Here is a 13912-nt window from a genome sequence, read left to right on the forward strand (position 1 = left end):
TTCATGAGAGGATACACCGTCCAGCCAAGAGCAAACGCCTGAGTTGTTCATGAATTGAGGAGCGGTGGGCCGGACGGCTCGCCGGTTTCGCGCCATCTACCGGTGAGCCCCTGCGGCTCCAATAGCCGCTTTCTACTGGAACCGGCTATTCGACCCGAGGGGGCCGGAACGACGGCGCCGCTGCCAGGAGCTCCTTCAGCCGGGCCTTCGGGACCCGGTCCCACGCCTCGGCAGGGAGCAGCGAGCCGAAGAGGCTGGCGTCGAAGACGTGCTGCCGGCGCATCACCCGGTCCCACTGAAATGCATCGTAGGTCCCCTCGAAGATGAGCTGCCGGACCTCGATGAAGGGCAGCTCATCCCGGGATCCATCGGCGAGCCACTTCTGCGCTCGCCGCTCCCAGAGACTGCCCTTGCGGTCGACGCGGCCGATCTGCTGCTCGAGGACCGCCGGGTTCCACTCGGCGTGGAACTGGACGACCACCCGACAGGACTCGTGCAGGTTGAGCCCCTCGCGCCCGACCTGGCTCTGCGCGATGAGCACCCACGGCGAGGCCCCGGGGCGGTTGAACGCGGCCTGGAGGTAGCGCCGTGTCTCCCAGCGCGTCGCGCCCTGGAGCAGGCGCGCGTGGAAGCTCTGGCGGCCGTCGTCGTCCTCGAGGAGCGCCCGGAGCGCCTCCTGCCGGAGCACGGCCTGCTCCTCGTCGACGTCCTCGCCGCCGTGTTCACCGAGGAGCGGCCGCAGCTGCTTTTCAACGAACTCGGTGCTCAGCGCGTCGAAGCGCTCGTCGGAAACCTCGTTAGACTCGGTGGGCGTTGCCAGGAAGTCGTCGAGGATGAACGACACCAGGTGGTCCTCGAGCGCGCCCTCCAGCTCGCGATCGACGGGCGCGCCGCCGAGCAGTGTCGGGTCGGTGCGCCAAGCAACGACCGACTTCTTCGCGCGCTCACGGATCCGCCGGCGCAGGCGCTCGTAGGCCTTGTGGCTGTCGGTCAGCCCGCGGCGCATCTCGGCGCCATTGCCCGTTGCCAGGCGGCTCGAGAGCGCGCCCTCCGCGCGCAGGCGCTCGAGCTGGCGGAGGGCAATCCCGAGCAACGCGGCGTCGGTGTGAACCGCGTGAGCGATCGGCCTGCCCGCGTCGGCCGCGCGCAGCGCGTGCCGCACGTTGAGCACGTCACGAAGAAACCGGAGCGGGCGCAGGAAGACGCCGAAGACGAGCACCTTCTCGTTCTTCACTGTCCAGCGCTCAATCTCCTTCACGGCGGCGAGGAGGCGCGGGTGCTCGGCGTCGGGATCGAGCTCGGCGCCGTTCATGGTGGGGAAGTCTTCGAGCACGCGCTTGCGGCCGTCGCGGAGCCGTCGATACCAGTAGGCTGCGCGCGCGATCTTCCCGCGCGTGTGATCGTCGACGACGCCGGGCTCGGGCACACGGAGCGGCTCGCTCGTCTCCGACAGGTCGATGCTGACATGCCCCGCTGACAGCTTGGTGTACGCGTCGCGCACCGCGCGGGGCCAGTCCGCGGTGTCCTGGAGCGTCAGCCCGCGAGCGCTCTGGCTCATGCACTCGGCGGCGAAGAGCACGTCGAGCCAGGGCGAGCTCTGGCCCACCGTCTCGGTCCACCCGATCTGCACGCGCTGGACCCGTCGGTGCGGATGAGGCAGTCCATCGGGCAGCGCCGCGCCCGCGCGGAAGCGCGTGACGAGCGGGTCCTCGTCACGTCGACGCCGCGTCACGTACGGGGCCAGCGTCTTGGTGAACTCCCTCGCTGCCGCGCACAGCTCGTCGAGGCGGCTCCCTTCGTCCGGCGCCACGGCGGCGCGACCCGCCGCGTCGTGCAGGCGCTCGACGACCTGCCGCCCGCGCTCCTGATCGAGGCCGCTGCGCGCGCGCCCCAAGAGGTCGAGCCACTGCGACAGCTCAAGCTCCATCGGCGTCGCCGTGAGGCAGAGCCGACGCCCGCCCTCGGGCTGCTTCAACAGCGCATCGACCAGCCGCGCGAGCACCGTGCCCGAAGCCGCACCGAGCGCAGCGCCTTCGACGTCCACCTCGCCACGGCTCTTGTGGGCCTCGTCGATGACGAGGAGGTCGAACTCGCCGAGCCACAGGCCCAGCAACTCCTCGGTCAGCGGCCGGCCGTCGCCGCTGCTGCCGAACTGGGCGAGGAGCGCGTCGTTGTTCCAGCTCGATACGTTGAGCGGTGGCAGGGCCTCGATGCGCTTGCGGAGGTCGCGACGCCCGCGCACTCGCGGGGCGACCTCGCTCGCGATCCGAGCCATCCCGTTCCAGCCCGACCACGACGCTCGCGCGTCCTCGATCTCGCGCTGGAGCTTGCCGATCCTCGTCCGCCCGTCCTCGCGTTCGGCACGCGAGGCGAGATGCAGCTCGACGAACGCGGGCAGCGCCGCACGCCAGAGATAGGAGTTGCTGCGCACCAGCGGCGCGCGGAACCCGTGGGAGATGAGCCACCACTCGGGCTCGTCGGGGCGCGGGCTGAGGTCCTTCCACGACGCCTCGTTCGGCGACACCTTGCGCAGGAACTCCGTGAAGGTCGTGAGCTCCTTCGGCGCCGGGCTGTTCGCGCGGAGCTTCCGCGACTCGGCGTTCCACTGGTGCATGAGGCCGTGCGGAACGACGACGGCCGCGCGCCCGCCTGCTTCGAGGACCGCGTGGACCACGGCGCACGCGATGCGCGTCTTGCCGGTGCCCACCTCGTCGGCGAGCACGACACCGCCCTGCGGCAGCCGCTCGGCCGTCCATGTGAGCGACGCGCGCTGACCGTCGTCCAGATGCTGCTCCTCACGCGGCCTGGAAGCGATCTCCGCGACGAGCTTCCGAAGCGCGCTGGCAGCACGGGCCCAGGAGAAGCTCATCGCAGCCCCCATGCGCGCGCCGCGCCGTCGAGGATTCCGAAGTACCGGGCTCGCTGCTTGTCGGTCAGATGCGGGGAACGTAGCTCCGGCTCTCGCAGGTGCGCGAAGATGTCGAGCCGGTGCGTTCGCCATGCCGCGATGAGCGCCTCGGGGAACGACGCGCGGAACATCCGGTCGAGGTGATCGAGCCAGTCGTCGAGCATCGACCCCGGGAGCGCCGCCTGGAGCGCGGCGACCTCCTCGACGAGCTGGGCGGCTGCGTGCAGCGCGTAGCTCTTCTCCTGCTCGATCGCCTCCCCTGTGCCTGCGCCCCTGGCGCCACCGCCGTCGCCGTCGCCGTCATCACCGTCGTCGATCGCGTCCGCTGGACGGATCGGAAAGTCGAGGAGCGCCGCGAGCGCCTCTGCGTAGGTGTCGAAGCGTGGCGGCTGCCAGCCGACGCGCCCGGCTGCGTCCACGACAGGCACGACCCACCTGCGGTCGTCCCACCTGCGGTCGTTCTCGCCGCGCACGTTGAGGGCCGTCGGACTCTCGTCCTCCTTCAGCAGGACGTCGTCCGCTCGCCGCACATCGAACCAGTCGCGCCCCGTCCACGAGATGCGCACGCGCGCCCCGGTCGTGACGTCCTCGCGCCAGAGCAGGCGCAGACGTCGGGACGGCGCCGGCTCGACGATCGCCGAGAGGACTGGCGGCGCTTCCAAGATGGGCTGTGCGTCCGGCGCGTCGCCCACCTGACCCACCTTCCACTCGTCGTCGTCGACCGTCCGAGCTTCGTCGGTCCAGAACAGCCGGCGCTCCATCGCCTCGCTGTCGAGCCGCTCGTCGACCGCGAAGACCACGCCGGTCTCCACGTTTCCCTCCACCATCCCACCGTGCGTGAGGAGGCCCCGGCGCGAGAGGTTGCCGGAGCCGAGATAGAGCCAGCCGTTGCTCGCGTGACCATCGCGGAGATAGCCGGCGTACACGAACTTCGCGTGCAGCCTCCGGGGATGGTCCAGCGCATCGAAGGGCCGAGCGATCTCCCAGCCCTCGGTCTCGCGCCCCTTGGCCCACGTTGCCACGGCGCCGGCTTCGCCGGGCTCGACGAGCGCCACACGTTTCACGTTCGCGGTGAACACGCCGAGGTCCTCGAGCTTGCCGAGGACGGCGGGCTTGCGCGGCTTCGCGGACGGCTCCTCGTAGAAGCCCGAGCCACACAGCAGGAGGTTTCTCGGCTTGTCGATCGCGCTGCGGAAGCGCTCTCGGATCTGGTCGTACAGCGGGCGGTCGAGCGAGTGGATGAAGCGTGGCTTGCGGTTCGCGGGCGCGACCGACGACGCGGCAGTAAGGAGCGCGTCGAGCCGCGCGGTCAGCTTGCGCGCCTTCGTCGGGAGATTCAGCTCGTCACGGTGGAAGCGCCGCGCGAGGAGCGTCTCCACGAACGCGCCGGCCGCTGCCACGTCCGCGCGGTCCTCGACGCGGGCGGTGCCATCGAGCGGGAGATCGACGACCCACACCAGCTCGAGCTGCTGCCGCGCCGAGGCGTACGTGAGGTTCGCCGTGAGCACGGCGAGGCGAAGGTGGACCGGCGCCCCCATCCGGTTCGGCGCGAACGCGAGCAGCGCGACCTTCGCGTGCAGGAGCGAGCCGGCATCGACCGCGCGCGGCTGAAACTCGTGAAGACCGGGGATGCGCCCCGGTGGGAAGACCGCCTGCCGCGACGATGACGCATGTCCGTCGAGCATCAGGTACACGAGCACGTTCCCCAGCTCAGCGCGCTGTCGTGGCCGGAGCCCCGTGAACCGCTCCACGGCGTCCTCGAGGAAGTCCTCGGCGCCGGTCATGGCGACGAGGGCCGCGCTGTGGCCAAACATGCCCTCGGGCGGCACGAAGATGTCGAGCAGCGTCTCGTCGCTCATCGGGCACCTCGCGGGTCGACGTCACGCAGGAGCGAGTGCAGGTTCGCGATGCGAAACGTCCGGCCCGTCCGATCGGGCTCGATGCTCCGCGCGCCGTCTTCGAGGTCGCCGGTCTCGTCGGTGCCGCCGACGACGCGGAACCGTGGACCACGGACGACGGAGCCATCGGCGAGCCCGAGCACCTCTCCTGCGCGCCGGACGAGGAGTCGGATGGCCTCCGCGTCATCCGCCGCGACGACGGCGTCTGCGAACGACCGGCTCGCGGTCTCCCTCACGCTGGCCGTGTTCGCCTTGTTCACATAGCTCTTCGCGGCCGCTCGGACGTCCGAGATGGCCTTCCTGAGCGCCGAGTCGCTGGCGAGGGTCGAGAGCTTCACGCCGCCGCGTCCCGGCTCCACCGCGCGGGTCAGGCTGGCGACGGCGTCGCGGGCTCGGTCGAGCACCGCGCCGAACGCGCGCGCGGCGACGACCTCGCTGGCCTGCGCACGATGCCCCGCATCGCGAAGACGAGCGACGACGACCCTCTCGATGTCCGGCACGTCCGCTGCGCGCCCGACCGCGCCAGCCAGGCGCTGCCGCTTCTCACTCGCCGGCGTCGACGTTCCGAGGAGCCGCGAGCGGACCAGCGCGCGCTCTTCATCGGTGGCGTGCTCGGGCGAGAGCGCTCGCAGGAGCGTGGTGGGCCTACGGGAGATCTCGCGGTCCTCGTCGATCCATCCGAGCAGCCACTTGCGGAGGCTCGTCCCGCCTCGGCCGACGCGCTGTTCGAGGAAGGCATTGGCCAGGGCGCGCCCGACCGGTTCCAGCTCGAGGAGATCGAAACGCGCGCCGCGCGCGAAGCCGAGCCCACCGTCGACCCGGATGGCGCGCGTGGCGGCCTGACGGTGCGTGTTCCGCACGTAGCTCGTCGCCTGGCGCAGCCGGCGGAACGACCACACCTCCCGCTCGGCGTCGCGACCGAACGCGCGCCGTCCGAGGATGCGCCGCGACGGGTCCTGCGGATCGACGAGGTACTCCAGCTTGCATGCGAGCGCTTCGATGCCGTGGCAGATGGCCGTCGGCTTCGGCGCGTTCGCGCCGTGGCTCGCCAGCTCCTCGTGGAGCGCGAGCGCGGCCAGGGGCCACGAGAGCTGCCGTGCGAACCAGATACGGCCGAGCCCGGGCACCACGAGCTCGCGGAAGAACAGGTCGGCCGCGCGCAGCTCGAAGTCGAGCGAGAGCCGCGAGGACGACACCTCGCTCGGCGCGGGAGAGAACCAGTACGTTGCTGCGTCGCTCATGGCGATCGAAGGCCGGCTTGCGCCGCTGCTGGTGACTCCTGGTCGACAGCGGAGGATGCCCCTCAGCGCGGTGCCCTGATGGTCAAGAGGGAGCTCAGATCGAGCACCATGCGGCAGGGATACTCGTCCCCCAGCCGGGCGAGACCGAACCGCTCATAGAAGCGTGCGGCGCGTGGGTCGATGGCGTCGGTGACGAACAGGCGGAACGCCACCGGCCCCGTGTGGGCGAGCTGGAGCGTCAGGCCGAGCGCCTCCTCGAAGAGATATCGGCCGAGCCCCTGCCCCTGAACACGGGCGTCGACCGCGAGCCGCGCCAGGAGCACCCCGGGAATAGGGAAACGCGGGAGCCGATCCAGCTCCGGCAGCGCTGTGACCGTGGCGCGCTCGACGCTCACGACCGACAGGCTGAAGTAGCCTCCGAGGCGCGTTCCACCCGAGACCTCATCGATCGCCAGGTACGTCCGCGCGAGCATGTCCTTCTCGGCATGCCGGAGCGCGAACCGCTTGAGGTACTCGACGAGCGACGCGTGCTGGTTCTGGAAATCGGCGTTCAGCGCACGATGCGAGCGGCTGAGCGCCTCGATGCGGAGCGCCATGATTCAGACAGCCGGCTTCTTCCAGCGAAGCCTCGGCGGGCGGCGCTTCGGGCTCGCCAGGTTCGCCAGCGCCTCGCGGAGCGCAGGAGGCGGCTCGAAGCCTTGATCGAGGACGCTGGCCAGGCGCATCGCCTCGGCGTCGCTCAGCGTGAGGCGCTCGCCCGCCGGCTTCTGCCGTCTGGCGCGGAGGCGCTCGATCGCCGGATGAACGAGCGGCTCCACCTCGTCGCCACGACGCGCCTCGATGGCCCGCCCCTGCTCGGCCTGCCGCACGACCCATCCGGCGAGCGCGGCGACCTCGCGCAGGAGGTCGGCTCTCTGGTTGGGCTCGAGCCCGAGCCGGTCCCGCAGCATCTCCAGCTCGGCGTCGAGCACGCTGTTGGTCAGGGCCTGAAAGCGGGACATGACGACCTCCTGGTGAGTAAAATATTACTCACAGGGGCCAGGAGGCACAAGGAGATCCTGCAGCCATTCGCACCTGGACGCCGCCATGGCGGCCGTCTACAACGACAGAAGCTGTAGGCCTTGCCCTTCGATGTCGCTCTCGCGCGCCTCACCCTGCTCGCCGTGAGGGCCACGCGCGCGCCACGGAGCAAACGTGGGCGCGACGCCGGCCGCGTGTACATCGAGCTCTCCGACGCGACGCCCGCCGAGGCCACGCGCGTGATGGCGCTCCTCACGATGCTGGTGGCCTGAGCGCCGGGCGGGCGTACCGCTGCCCGGCCGGCGACCAGCCTCGACCTCTCATCGCTTTCCGCGAAACGCCCGCTGGGACCACGCCCCGACGAACGCGGGCGCTCCTTGATCTCTTGCCGAAGAGGCAGGCCGCCCAAGACGATCTCTAAAACTTCTAAGACGGTGAGCCATGGATCGTCTTGCTGGGAGGGCTTATCAAGTCACCGAGGGCTGCACCACCAGGGAGGCCCACGCCGAGAGCTTCGCGAGCGCGCAGGCGCAGCGCTGGTCGCGAAGCTCGCGCCGCTCGTGGCGGATGACGCCCAGCACCACGGCGTCGTCCCGCTGGGCGGCGCGTCGCGCGGCTGAAGTGAACCCGAGCCCGAGCTCGAAACCGACGGAAGAAGGAGATCCCCCATGAAGACCATCAAGACGGTTCTGATCACCGGTTGCTCATCTGGCTACGGCGCAGCGACGGCCCGCTACTTCCACGACCAGGGCTGGAACGTGATCGCGACCATGCGCACCCCCCGGCTCGGCGATCTGCCGAAGTCCGAGCGGCTCCGCGTGCTGGCGCTGGACGTGACGAAGCCCGAGAGCATCGCCGCGGCGCTCGAGGCAGCCGGTCCCATGGACGTGGTGGTCAACAACGCCGGCATCGGCGTCGTCGGCGCCTTCGAGGCCACGCCCATGACGACGATTCGTGAGGTCTTCGAGACGAACACCTTCGGCGTCATGGCGGTGCTCCAGGCCGTCGTGCCGCGCTTCCGCGAGCGCCGGGGGGGTGTGATCGTGAACGTGACGTCGAGCGCGACGCTCGCGGCGATGCCGCTGGCGGCCGTGTACACGGCCAGCAAGATCGCCATCGAGGGCTTCACCGCTTCGCTCGCCCACGAGCTGGGCGCCTTCGACGTGCGCGTGAAGCTCGTCGAGCCCGGCTACGGCCCCAGCACGCGGTTCACGGCGAACGGCGGCGAGCGCATGCAAGGGTTGATTCCGAAGGCCTACGAGCCGTTCGCGCAGCCCATCTTCGCGGCCTTCGCGCAACCGGCGCTGACGACGAAGGAGTCCGACGTGGCCGAGGCGGTGTGGCTCGCCGCCAACGACGCGTCCGAGACGCTCCGCTTCCCTGCCGGTCCCGACGCGGTCGCGCTGGCACGGGCGAGCGGAGGGCCACGGACGCTGTGAGCGCGGGGGAACGACCTCGCGCCCGACGCCGTGGCCATCACGGGCGACCTGGTGCGCGCCTCGGGGCGCCGCCCGAGATCATGGATGATCGTCCCGAGGGCTGCAGACGATCTATAATAGAATAACCGCCATGAATGCGCAGTCGTCCGAGTCGTCGAGGTCCACGCGCGAGCCGTCGGACCCGCTCGCGGCCGTCATCTCGCTCCTCCGTCCGCAGACAGTCCTTCCCAAGGTGATCAGCGGCGCGGGGCCATGGAGCGTGCGGTACGCCGCGCACGGGGAGCCCGGGTACTGCATCATGCTCGAGGGGACATGCTTCCTCGACGTCGACGGCGTGGGTGAGGTGAAGCTCGAAGAGGGCGACTTCGTGCTCCTGCCCTCGACCCCGAGCTTCATGATGTCGAGTGACCGCGGGCTGAAGCCGAAGCTCATCACGGCTGCGGACGGCAACGAGCTACGGCACGGCACGCAATCCGGCCCGCCCGCGATGCGCCAGCTCGGGGGCTATTTTCACGTGGATCGAGCGAACGCGCAGCTCCTCGAGAGGTTTTTGCCCGCGATGATCCTCGTCCGGCGAGACGACCCCGGCGCAGCACGCCTGCGGCGACTCGTCGAGCTCATCGGCGAGGAGGCGACCACACGTCGCGCCGGTCGTGAGCTGATCCTCGAGCGGCTCGTCGAGGTCCTCTTCATCGAGGCGCTGCGTGTTCGGCCCGCAGAAGCCGGAAGTCGCGAGAGAGGGTTGCTGGCGGGCCTCGCCGATCCCGACATCGCGCGCGCACTTCGAAGGCTGCACGCGGACGTCGCGTACCGATGGACCGTCGCCGAGCTCGCGCGCGCCGCCGGCATGTCACGTGCGGTGTTCGCCGAGCGGTTCACGCGAACGGTCGGGATGCCGCCGATGGAGTACCTCCTCGAGTGGCGCATCGCGATCGCGAAGGACGTCCTCCTTCGCGAGCACACGCCTCTCTCCGAGGTGGCAGAGAGGATCGGCTACCAGTCGGCGAGCGCCTTCAGCGTCGCGTTCTCGCGTCACGTCGGATGCTCTCCGAGCGGGTTCGCGCGCTCGATGCGAGCCTGACCTCGCGGGGCGCCCGCTGTCGGTGCTCATCGCGTCCCGCGTCCGATCGGTGAAGACCGCGGCCGCGTGCTCGTCGGCATGGGCGCCGCGCCGCTCGAGCGGAGATCCCTGCCCAGGCGAAGCCCTGCATCGAGCTCTGCAAGGACGGCGGGTGGAACGAGGGGATGCCGGAGAGGCGAGCGCTCCGGGCGCAGCCGCGGAGCAAGCCATGGATGACGATGTCGTCGGCGCTCGTGTTGCAGCGTTGTACGCAGCGAGGACGTACGTCCCGGTGGGTTGACGAACGCTCCAGCCACGCAAGCGCACGCCCGGGACGGGTCGCCCCCATCCATTGCGATTCACCGTAGCGTTTCTCTTTGACGCCCAACCCGCGACCAGAACAATGGCCCGCGGTTCTCGGCGCGCTGCGCGCGCAGCGGCCAAGGGCTTCCAACCGGGGGGAGACGGTGAGGGCGTCACGGCGACGGATCTCATGGGCAGCAGGGGTTGTCCTCCCGCTCCTTGTTCCGACGCCCGTGGAAGCGTACGAGCTGAGCGCCGGTGTGAGCCTCGGGTGGCTCCAGGCCGGTACCGTTCCGCGCCTCGCGGTGGGGCCGCACGCGGGCATAGCGTGGCTCATCCAGCGAGACATCCTGTTCACGGTGCACGACCTGTGCACGATCCTACCCCCGACCCAGGAGGGCGGACCCGGGGTCTACAACCAGACCTCGGTGGACATCGGGTACGCGTGGAAGGACGGCAACGTCAGCGCGGGGCCCTCGGCCGCGTTCTACGTCGTGCCGGCGTGCGGCGTCTCCCTGTGCGGCCTCGTCGGTGGCTTGGCCGTAGGCGGCCACGCGCAGACCAACGCGTACGTTGCCGGACCGCTGGGGGTGTCGGTGAGCGTCAACGTGGATTGGGTCGGTCGGGGCAGTCTGGTGCTCCCGGGCTACGTGTCCGTCGTCGTTGTTGCTGGTCCTGTGCTTCGATGGCGTGCACAATGAACGCGACAAGAGCTCTGTTGTCGATCGTGGCCATGTCGGTCTGGACGCTGGCGGCGTGCAACTGGACGATAGGAGACTGCTATCCCGTCGGGGAAGGAACCACGGGTGCAGGTGCCGGTCCAGGCTCGGAGCCCCGCCCCATCTTCACCTCCTCCGCAACCGGTGACTACGGGGCGGACCCGCAAGGTGGTGGCGAGCGCAAGATCGCGTGCAACGAGTGGGAGCTCGAAGACGAAGAGGATAGATCGAGCGACAGCTCGGAGAGCCCGACATATACATATCGCCCGGAGAGCCCGCGAGACCCGTGCCCCGGATTCGGCGACATGGCCGGAGACGGAGCGACCTTCTTGAGCTGTCGCGACGAATGCAGCTCGAAGTGTCCGCAGCCTGGAATGGCCTCCTTCACATACGCAGATTTCGATCCGTCGGACTTTCCATTTGTCACCATTGTCAAGGACGACGGAACGGACAAAGGCGGAGGGTGGCAACAGGCCAAGGCAAATCTGAAGTTCACACATAAATTTCCTGGCGGCACCACCGAGTGGCACTGCGCCATCACCATCAAAATGCCGCTCCGGACCGAGAAAATGGGGCAAATCGATCCACTCCGCGCAGCCAAGCACAGTGAAGAGATCACGGAGGAGGTTGCCAATGTCATGAACTACAACCTCCCGCCGGGGATCTTTTGCAAAAGATTTGCCGACGCGGTAGACGTCGCGTTCAAGACCAAGTATGAGGGGCTCGGCGCCAGGGTGACGAACCCATGAAAATAACTCGCCCCGATCTGCTCGATGTCATCTACCGCTTCTACCCGCGGGGCGTGCAGAAGATCATGCGTATCTATGTACCTCCGGGCGAGCCCGTCTACGAGGACACGGAGGAGCACCGCCGCCTGGTGGAAGCCGCAAACCGCGGGCGAGCGGAGTACCCGACGTGGAAAGCGATGATCCGCCGACTGGGGGATCGATACGGCCTTCAAAACGAGTCGCTCAACCTGTTTGCGGGGGGAATCGACCCGGCGTACTCGGCCCGCATCTGGCTCACCGACGAAACGGCGCTCAGCTTCCACGTGTCCCTGCTCGGGCCATACTACGGGATCCACCTCCCCGGCATCCCCGAGGAAGAGCCGGTGGCGCGCGAGATCGCTCAGGAGATCGAGGCCACGTATCCCGGCTACCGACCCATCCCCCCGGAGATCGGAAACGAGGTGGTGCCGGATGTGGACATGGACGGGGTATCGATGGGCGAGGCGACGATTTACGTGTGCCTCTTCTCGGTCGTGTGGACTTGGGTAGATCCGGTGTAGCCCTTCCCTGGCGGCCGCCGTCCACGTGGCCGGGTCGGGCGCGTGGACGGCGAGGAGCTCGAGGCGAGCTCGGCGGCGCCCCCCTGCGGCGGCTCGGCCGTGGCGGTACGAGCCGGGGTGAGCTCGGACGGCTCGCCCGTCGGCAGGGGATCATCTCCTCCGGGTAGAAGCGCCGCGCGAGCACAGGGCCGTCGCCGTCAACCTGGTCGAGCTCGGCCCAGGCGCGGCATGGGCGCCGGCGGGCTCGCGACCGCGCTGGCGTACAGGACGCCCGAGCAGATAGCAGGGCCGCGGCGTCGAGGAGCGCCACGGCGAGGTCCGCACCTTCCGGCGGACCGGACGGGGCGGCTCATGAGAGGATGGGCTGCCTGATGAGAAGAGCAGGGTCTCCCGGCTGCGGCGCGATGGCCGTCTCCTTCAGCTCGGATCCCCGGGACTGGGTGTGGGTCGGCGTGACGCTGCTCGTGCTCGTCGGCATGGGCGCCGCGCTCGTCCTCCGTTTCCGGCGCCGTCGCTGACCCGGTAGGCCGGCTGTGCCCCGCAGGGGGCGCCGCTCGCTCAAGGCGGCGTCAGGTGGGCAGGTGGGGGAGCGGCCGCGGGGTCGAGGTGGACGCCGGCGAGCCTGGGGACGTCGATGTCCACCTGGCCGGGGGTGGAGCGGCCACGGCGTCGAGGAGGCCCCCCTGTCACCCCCGGGGGGGCCATCGAGGGTCGCTGGCTAGGAGGTCGCGGGCGCGGTGGTCGCGGCCGCGGGCGCGGCAGTCCCAGGCGCGGGCGCGGCGGGCGCGGTGGGCGCGGCCGCGGGGGTCCCGGGCGCGGGCGCTGCCGCCGGCTTGCCGCTGGCCGCCGCCGGCTTGCCGCTGGCCTGGCCGGCCTCGGCGGCCTTGCGGGCCTTCTCGCGCCGCGCCGCCGCGCGCCGGCGCCGCTCGTAGGCGCTCGTCACCTCGCGGGCGATCTCGGGGTGGCGCCGGAAGACGTGGGCCGCGGTCTTCCGGATGGTGCCGACCCGCTCGACCATCAGGCGCAGGAGCTGGTTGCGGGTCGTGGCCGCGGCGGCCGAGGCGCCGGCCTCGGGGGCCGCCTCCAGCGCGCGCCGTTGCAGGTCCTCCGCGAGCTTCCGGGCCTCGGCGATCAGGCGCACGTCGAACGCCTCGTCCGCCTCGACCAGGCGGTCCTGGAGCGACTCCGCGAGCCCCGCGTAGTCGAGGAGCGCCTGCGAGAGCGCGCTCGAGCGCTGGCCATCCTGCGCGTGGAACTCCTTGATGCGCGCGAGCTGCGCGTCGGCGGGCTCGTCGACGTCGTCGTCGAGCAGGAACTCGAGCGCCGACTCGAGCTCATCGACGACGAACCGGGCGCGCTCGCCGAGATCGGTCACGGCCGGATCGACGATGAGGAGCAGCCGCGTCTGCGCTTCCTGCACGGCGTGCACGATGGAGAGCAGCTCCTCGCTGCTCGAGGCGGGCAGGCGGCTCTTGACCCGCTTGAGGCCCGGGCGATCGCCGTCGGGCTCCCAGTACTTCTTCACGAACGCCACGGCGGCGACCGCCTCGCGCACGGCGATGTCGTACGGAATGTTCAGCGGGTTGTCGGTCCGCTCCGACCCGGCGGCGACCTTGACCCAGCGCTCGAAGTCCTTTGCTTGCTTTGCCATGATGACGTTGACCCCTCCTCTTGCGATCCGCGCCCGTAGGGGCACGACGCAAAGCGGCAAGGATGAGCTTGGTCGGCGGGGCGTCCAGCACGGAGCAGGATCTGGACGCGGGTGGGGCGATCTGGGAGGCGTGGGGGCGGGGTGGGATGTCCGGATGGGCGGGGGGGGATGTCCGGATGGGCCCTCCCCTGTCCAGATGGGTGGGGGGATGTCCAGATGAGCCCTCCCCATGTCCAGATGGCCGGGGGGATGTCCAGATGAGCCCTCCCCATGTCCAGATGGCCGGGGGGGATGTCCAGATGAGCCCTCCCCATGTCCAGATGGCCCCGAGAACCGTGGGCGCCTGCTGCGCGCCCTCGTCGCCTGCTGCTCCTCGCTCCCGACC

At 70.1% G+C, this 13912-nt stretch carries 13 protein-coding genes; 7 read left to right on the forward strand and 6 right to left on the reverse strand.

Translation table 11 applies throughout. The annotated features are described in order from the left end of the window. Positions 1–145: 145 nt before the first annotated feature. From WMF31_RS30865 to WMF31_RS30885, 5 genes are all read right to left on the reverse strand, one after another. Complete coding sequence (locus WMF31_RS30865; protein ID WP_436605379.1) at positions 146–2869, reverse strand: helicase-related protein; 2724 nt, start codon at positions 2867–2869, stop codon at positions 146–148. Further along, positions 2866–4767 carry a hypothetical protein gene (locus tag WMF31_RS30870; protein ID WP_436605380.1) on the reverse strand — a complete coding sequence of 634 codons (1902 nt, stop codon included), beginning with the start codon at positions 4765–4767 and terminating at the stop codon, positions 2866–2868. The genes WMF31_RS30865 and WMF31_RS30870 overlap by 4 nt, the downstream gene beginning before the upstream one ends. Further along, positions 4764–6047 carry a hypothetical protein gene (locus WMF31_RS30875; RefSeq protein WP_436605381.1) on the reverse strand — a complete coding sequence of 428 codons (1284 nt, stop codon included), beginning with the start codon at positions 6045–6047 and terminating at the stop codon, positions 4764–4766. Before WMF31_RS30875 ends, WMF31_RS30870 begins: the two co-directional genes overlap by 4 nt. Before the next feature lie 62 nt (positions 6048–6109). After that, the gene (locus tag WMF31_RS30880) at positions 6110–6643 is read right to left on the reverse strand and encodes a GNAT family N-acetyltransferase (RefSeq protein ID WP_436605382.1); all 534 of its coding nucleotides are present in this window, start codon (positions 6641–6643) and stop codon (positions 6110–6112) included. A 3-nt stretch (positions 6644–6646) separates the two neighbouring features. Beyond that, positions 6647–7048 (reverse strand): hypothetical protein, encoded by a 402-nt coding sequence (locus WMF31_RS30885; protein WP_436605383.1) that lies wholly within the window; start codon positions 7046–7048, stop codon positions 6647–6649. A gap of 120 nt (positions 7049–7168) precedes the next feature. Between WMF31_RS30885 and WMF31_RS30890 the strand changes: the two genes are divergently transcribed. The 7 genes from WMF31_RS30890 to WMF31_RS30920 all read left to right on the forward strand — a co-directional run bounded on the left by WMF31_RS30890 (position 7169) and on the right by WMF31_RS30920 (position 12394). Further along, positions 7169–7339 (forward strand): hypothetical protein, encoded by a 171-nt coding sequence (locus tag WMF31_RS30890; RefSeq protein ID WP_436605384.1) that lies wholly within the window; start codon positions 7169–7171, stop codon positions 7337–7339. A gap of 405 nt (positions 7340–7744) precedes the next feature. Then, positions 7745–8506 (forward strand): SDR family oxidoreductase, encoded by a 762-nt coding sequence (locus WMF31_RS30895; RefSeq protein WP_436606622.1) that lies wholly within the window; start codon positions 7745–7747, stop codon positions 8504–8506. 130 nt (positions 8507–8636) lie between these two features. Beyond that, positions 8637–9587, forward strand: a complete 951-nt coding sequence (locus WMF31_RS30900) for an AraC family transcriptional regulator (protein ID WP_129356478.1) — start codon at positions 8637–8639, stop codon at positions 9585–9587. Positions 9588–10102: 515 nt separating this feature from the next. Continuing rightward, positions 10103–10570, forward strand: coding sequence for a hypothetical protein (locus tag WMF31_RS30905; RefSeq protein WP_242515916.1), 468 nt, complete (start codon positions 10103–10105; stop codon positions 10568–10570). Positions 10571–10596: 26 nt separating this feature from the next. Next, positions 10597–11337, forward strand: a complete 741-nt coding sequence (locus WMF31_RS30910; protein WP_436606623.1) for a hypothetical protein — start codon at positions 10597–10599, stop codon at positions 11335–11337. Then, on the forward strand, positions 11334–11876 hold the full coding sequence (locus WMF31_RS30915; RefSeq protein WP_129345949.1) for a hypothetical protein: 543 nt from the start codon (positions 11334–11336) through the stop codon (positions 11874–11876). The genes WMF31_RS30910 and WMF31_RS30915 overlap by 4 nt, the downstream gene beginning before the upstream one ends. Positions 11877–12247: 371 nt before the next feature. Next, complete coding sequence (locus WMF31_RS30920; RefSeq protein ID WP_165373046.1) at positions 12248–12394, forward strand: hypothetical protein; 147 nt, start codon at positions 12248–12250, stop codon at positions 12392–12394. 200 nt (positions 12395–12594) lie between these two features. Here the strand turns inward: WMF31_RS30920 and WMF31_RS30925 are convergent, their stop codons facing one another. After that, positions 12595–13527: a hypothetical protein gene (locus tag WMF31_RS30925; RefSeq protein WP_436605385.1), complete on the reverse strand. Its 933-nt coding sequence runs from the start codon at positions 13525–13527 to the stop codon at positions 12595–12597. Between the last annotated feature and the right edge of the window lie 385 nt (positions 13528–13912).

Source organism: Sorangium sp. So ce1036, assembly GCF_051369805.1.
GTDB classification, from domain to species: Bacteria; Myxococcota_A; Polyangia; order Polyangiales; family Polyangiaceae; genus Sorangium; species Sorangium cellulosum_F.

Excerpts from the sequence above, each read along its gene's own strand:
- WMF31_RS30885 (WP_436605383.1), bottom strand. The coding sequence starts at position 7,048 with ATGTCCCGCTTTCAGGCCCTGACCAACAGCGTGCTCGACGCCGAGCTG.
- WMF31_RS30920 (WP_165373046.1), top strand. The coding sequence starts at position 12,248 with ATGAGAAGAGCAGGGTCTCCCGGCTGCGGCGCGATGGCCGTCTCCTTC.
- WMF31_RS30870 (WP_436605380.1), bottom strand. The coding sequence starts at position 4,767 with ATGAGCGACGAGACGCTGCTCGACATCTTCGTGCCGCCCGAGGGCATG.
- WMF31_RS30900 (WP_129356478.1), top strand. The coding sequence starts at position 8,637 with ATGAATGCGCAGTCGTCCGAGTCGTCGAGGTCCACGCGCGAGCCGTCG.
- WMF31_RS30925 (WP_436605385.1), bottom strand. The coding sequence starts at position 13,527 with ATGGCAAAGCAAGCAAAGGACTTCGAGCGCTGGGTCAAGGTCGCCGCC.
- WMF31_RS30875 (WP_436605381.1), bottom strand. The coding sequence starts at position 6,047 with ATGAGCGACGCAGCAACGTACTGGTTCTCTCCCGCGCCGAGCGAGGTG.
- WMF31_RS30865 (WP_436605379.1), bottom strand. The coding sequence starts at position 2,869 with ATGAGCTTCTCCTGGGCCCGTGCTGCCAGCGCGCTTCGGAAGCTCGTC.
- WMF31_RS30880 (WP_436605382.1), bottom strand. The coding sequence starts at position 6,643 with ATGGCGCTCCGCATCGAGGCGCTCAGCCGCTCGCATCGTGCGCTGAAC.
- WMF31_RS30915 (WP_129345949.1), top strand. The coding sequence starts at position 11,334 with ATGAAAATAACTCGCCCCGATCTGCTCGATGTCATCTACCGCTTCTAC.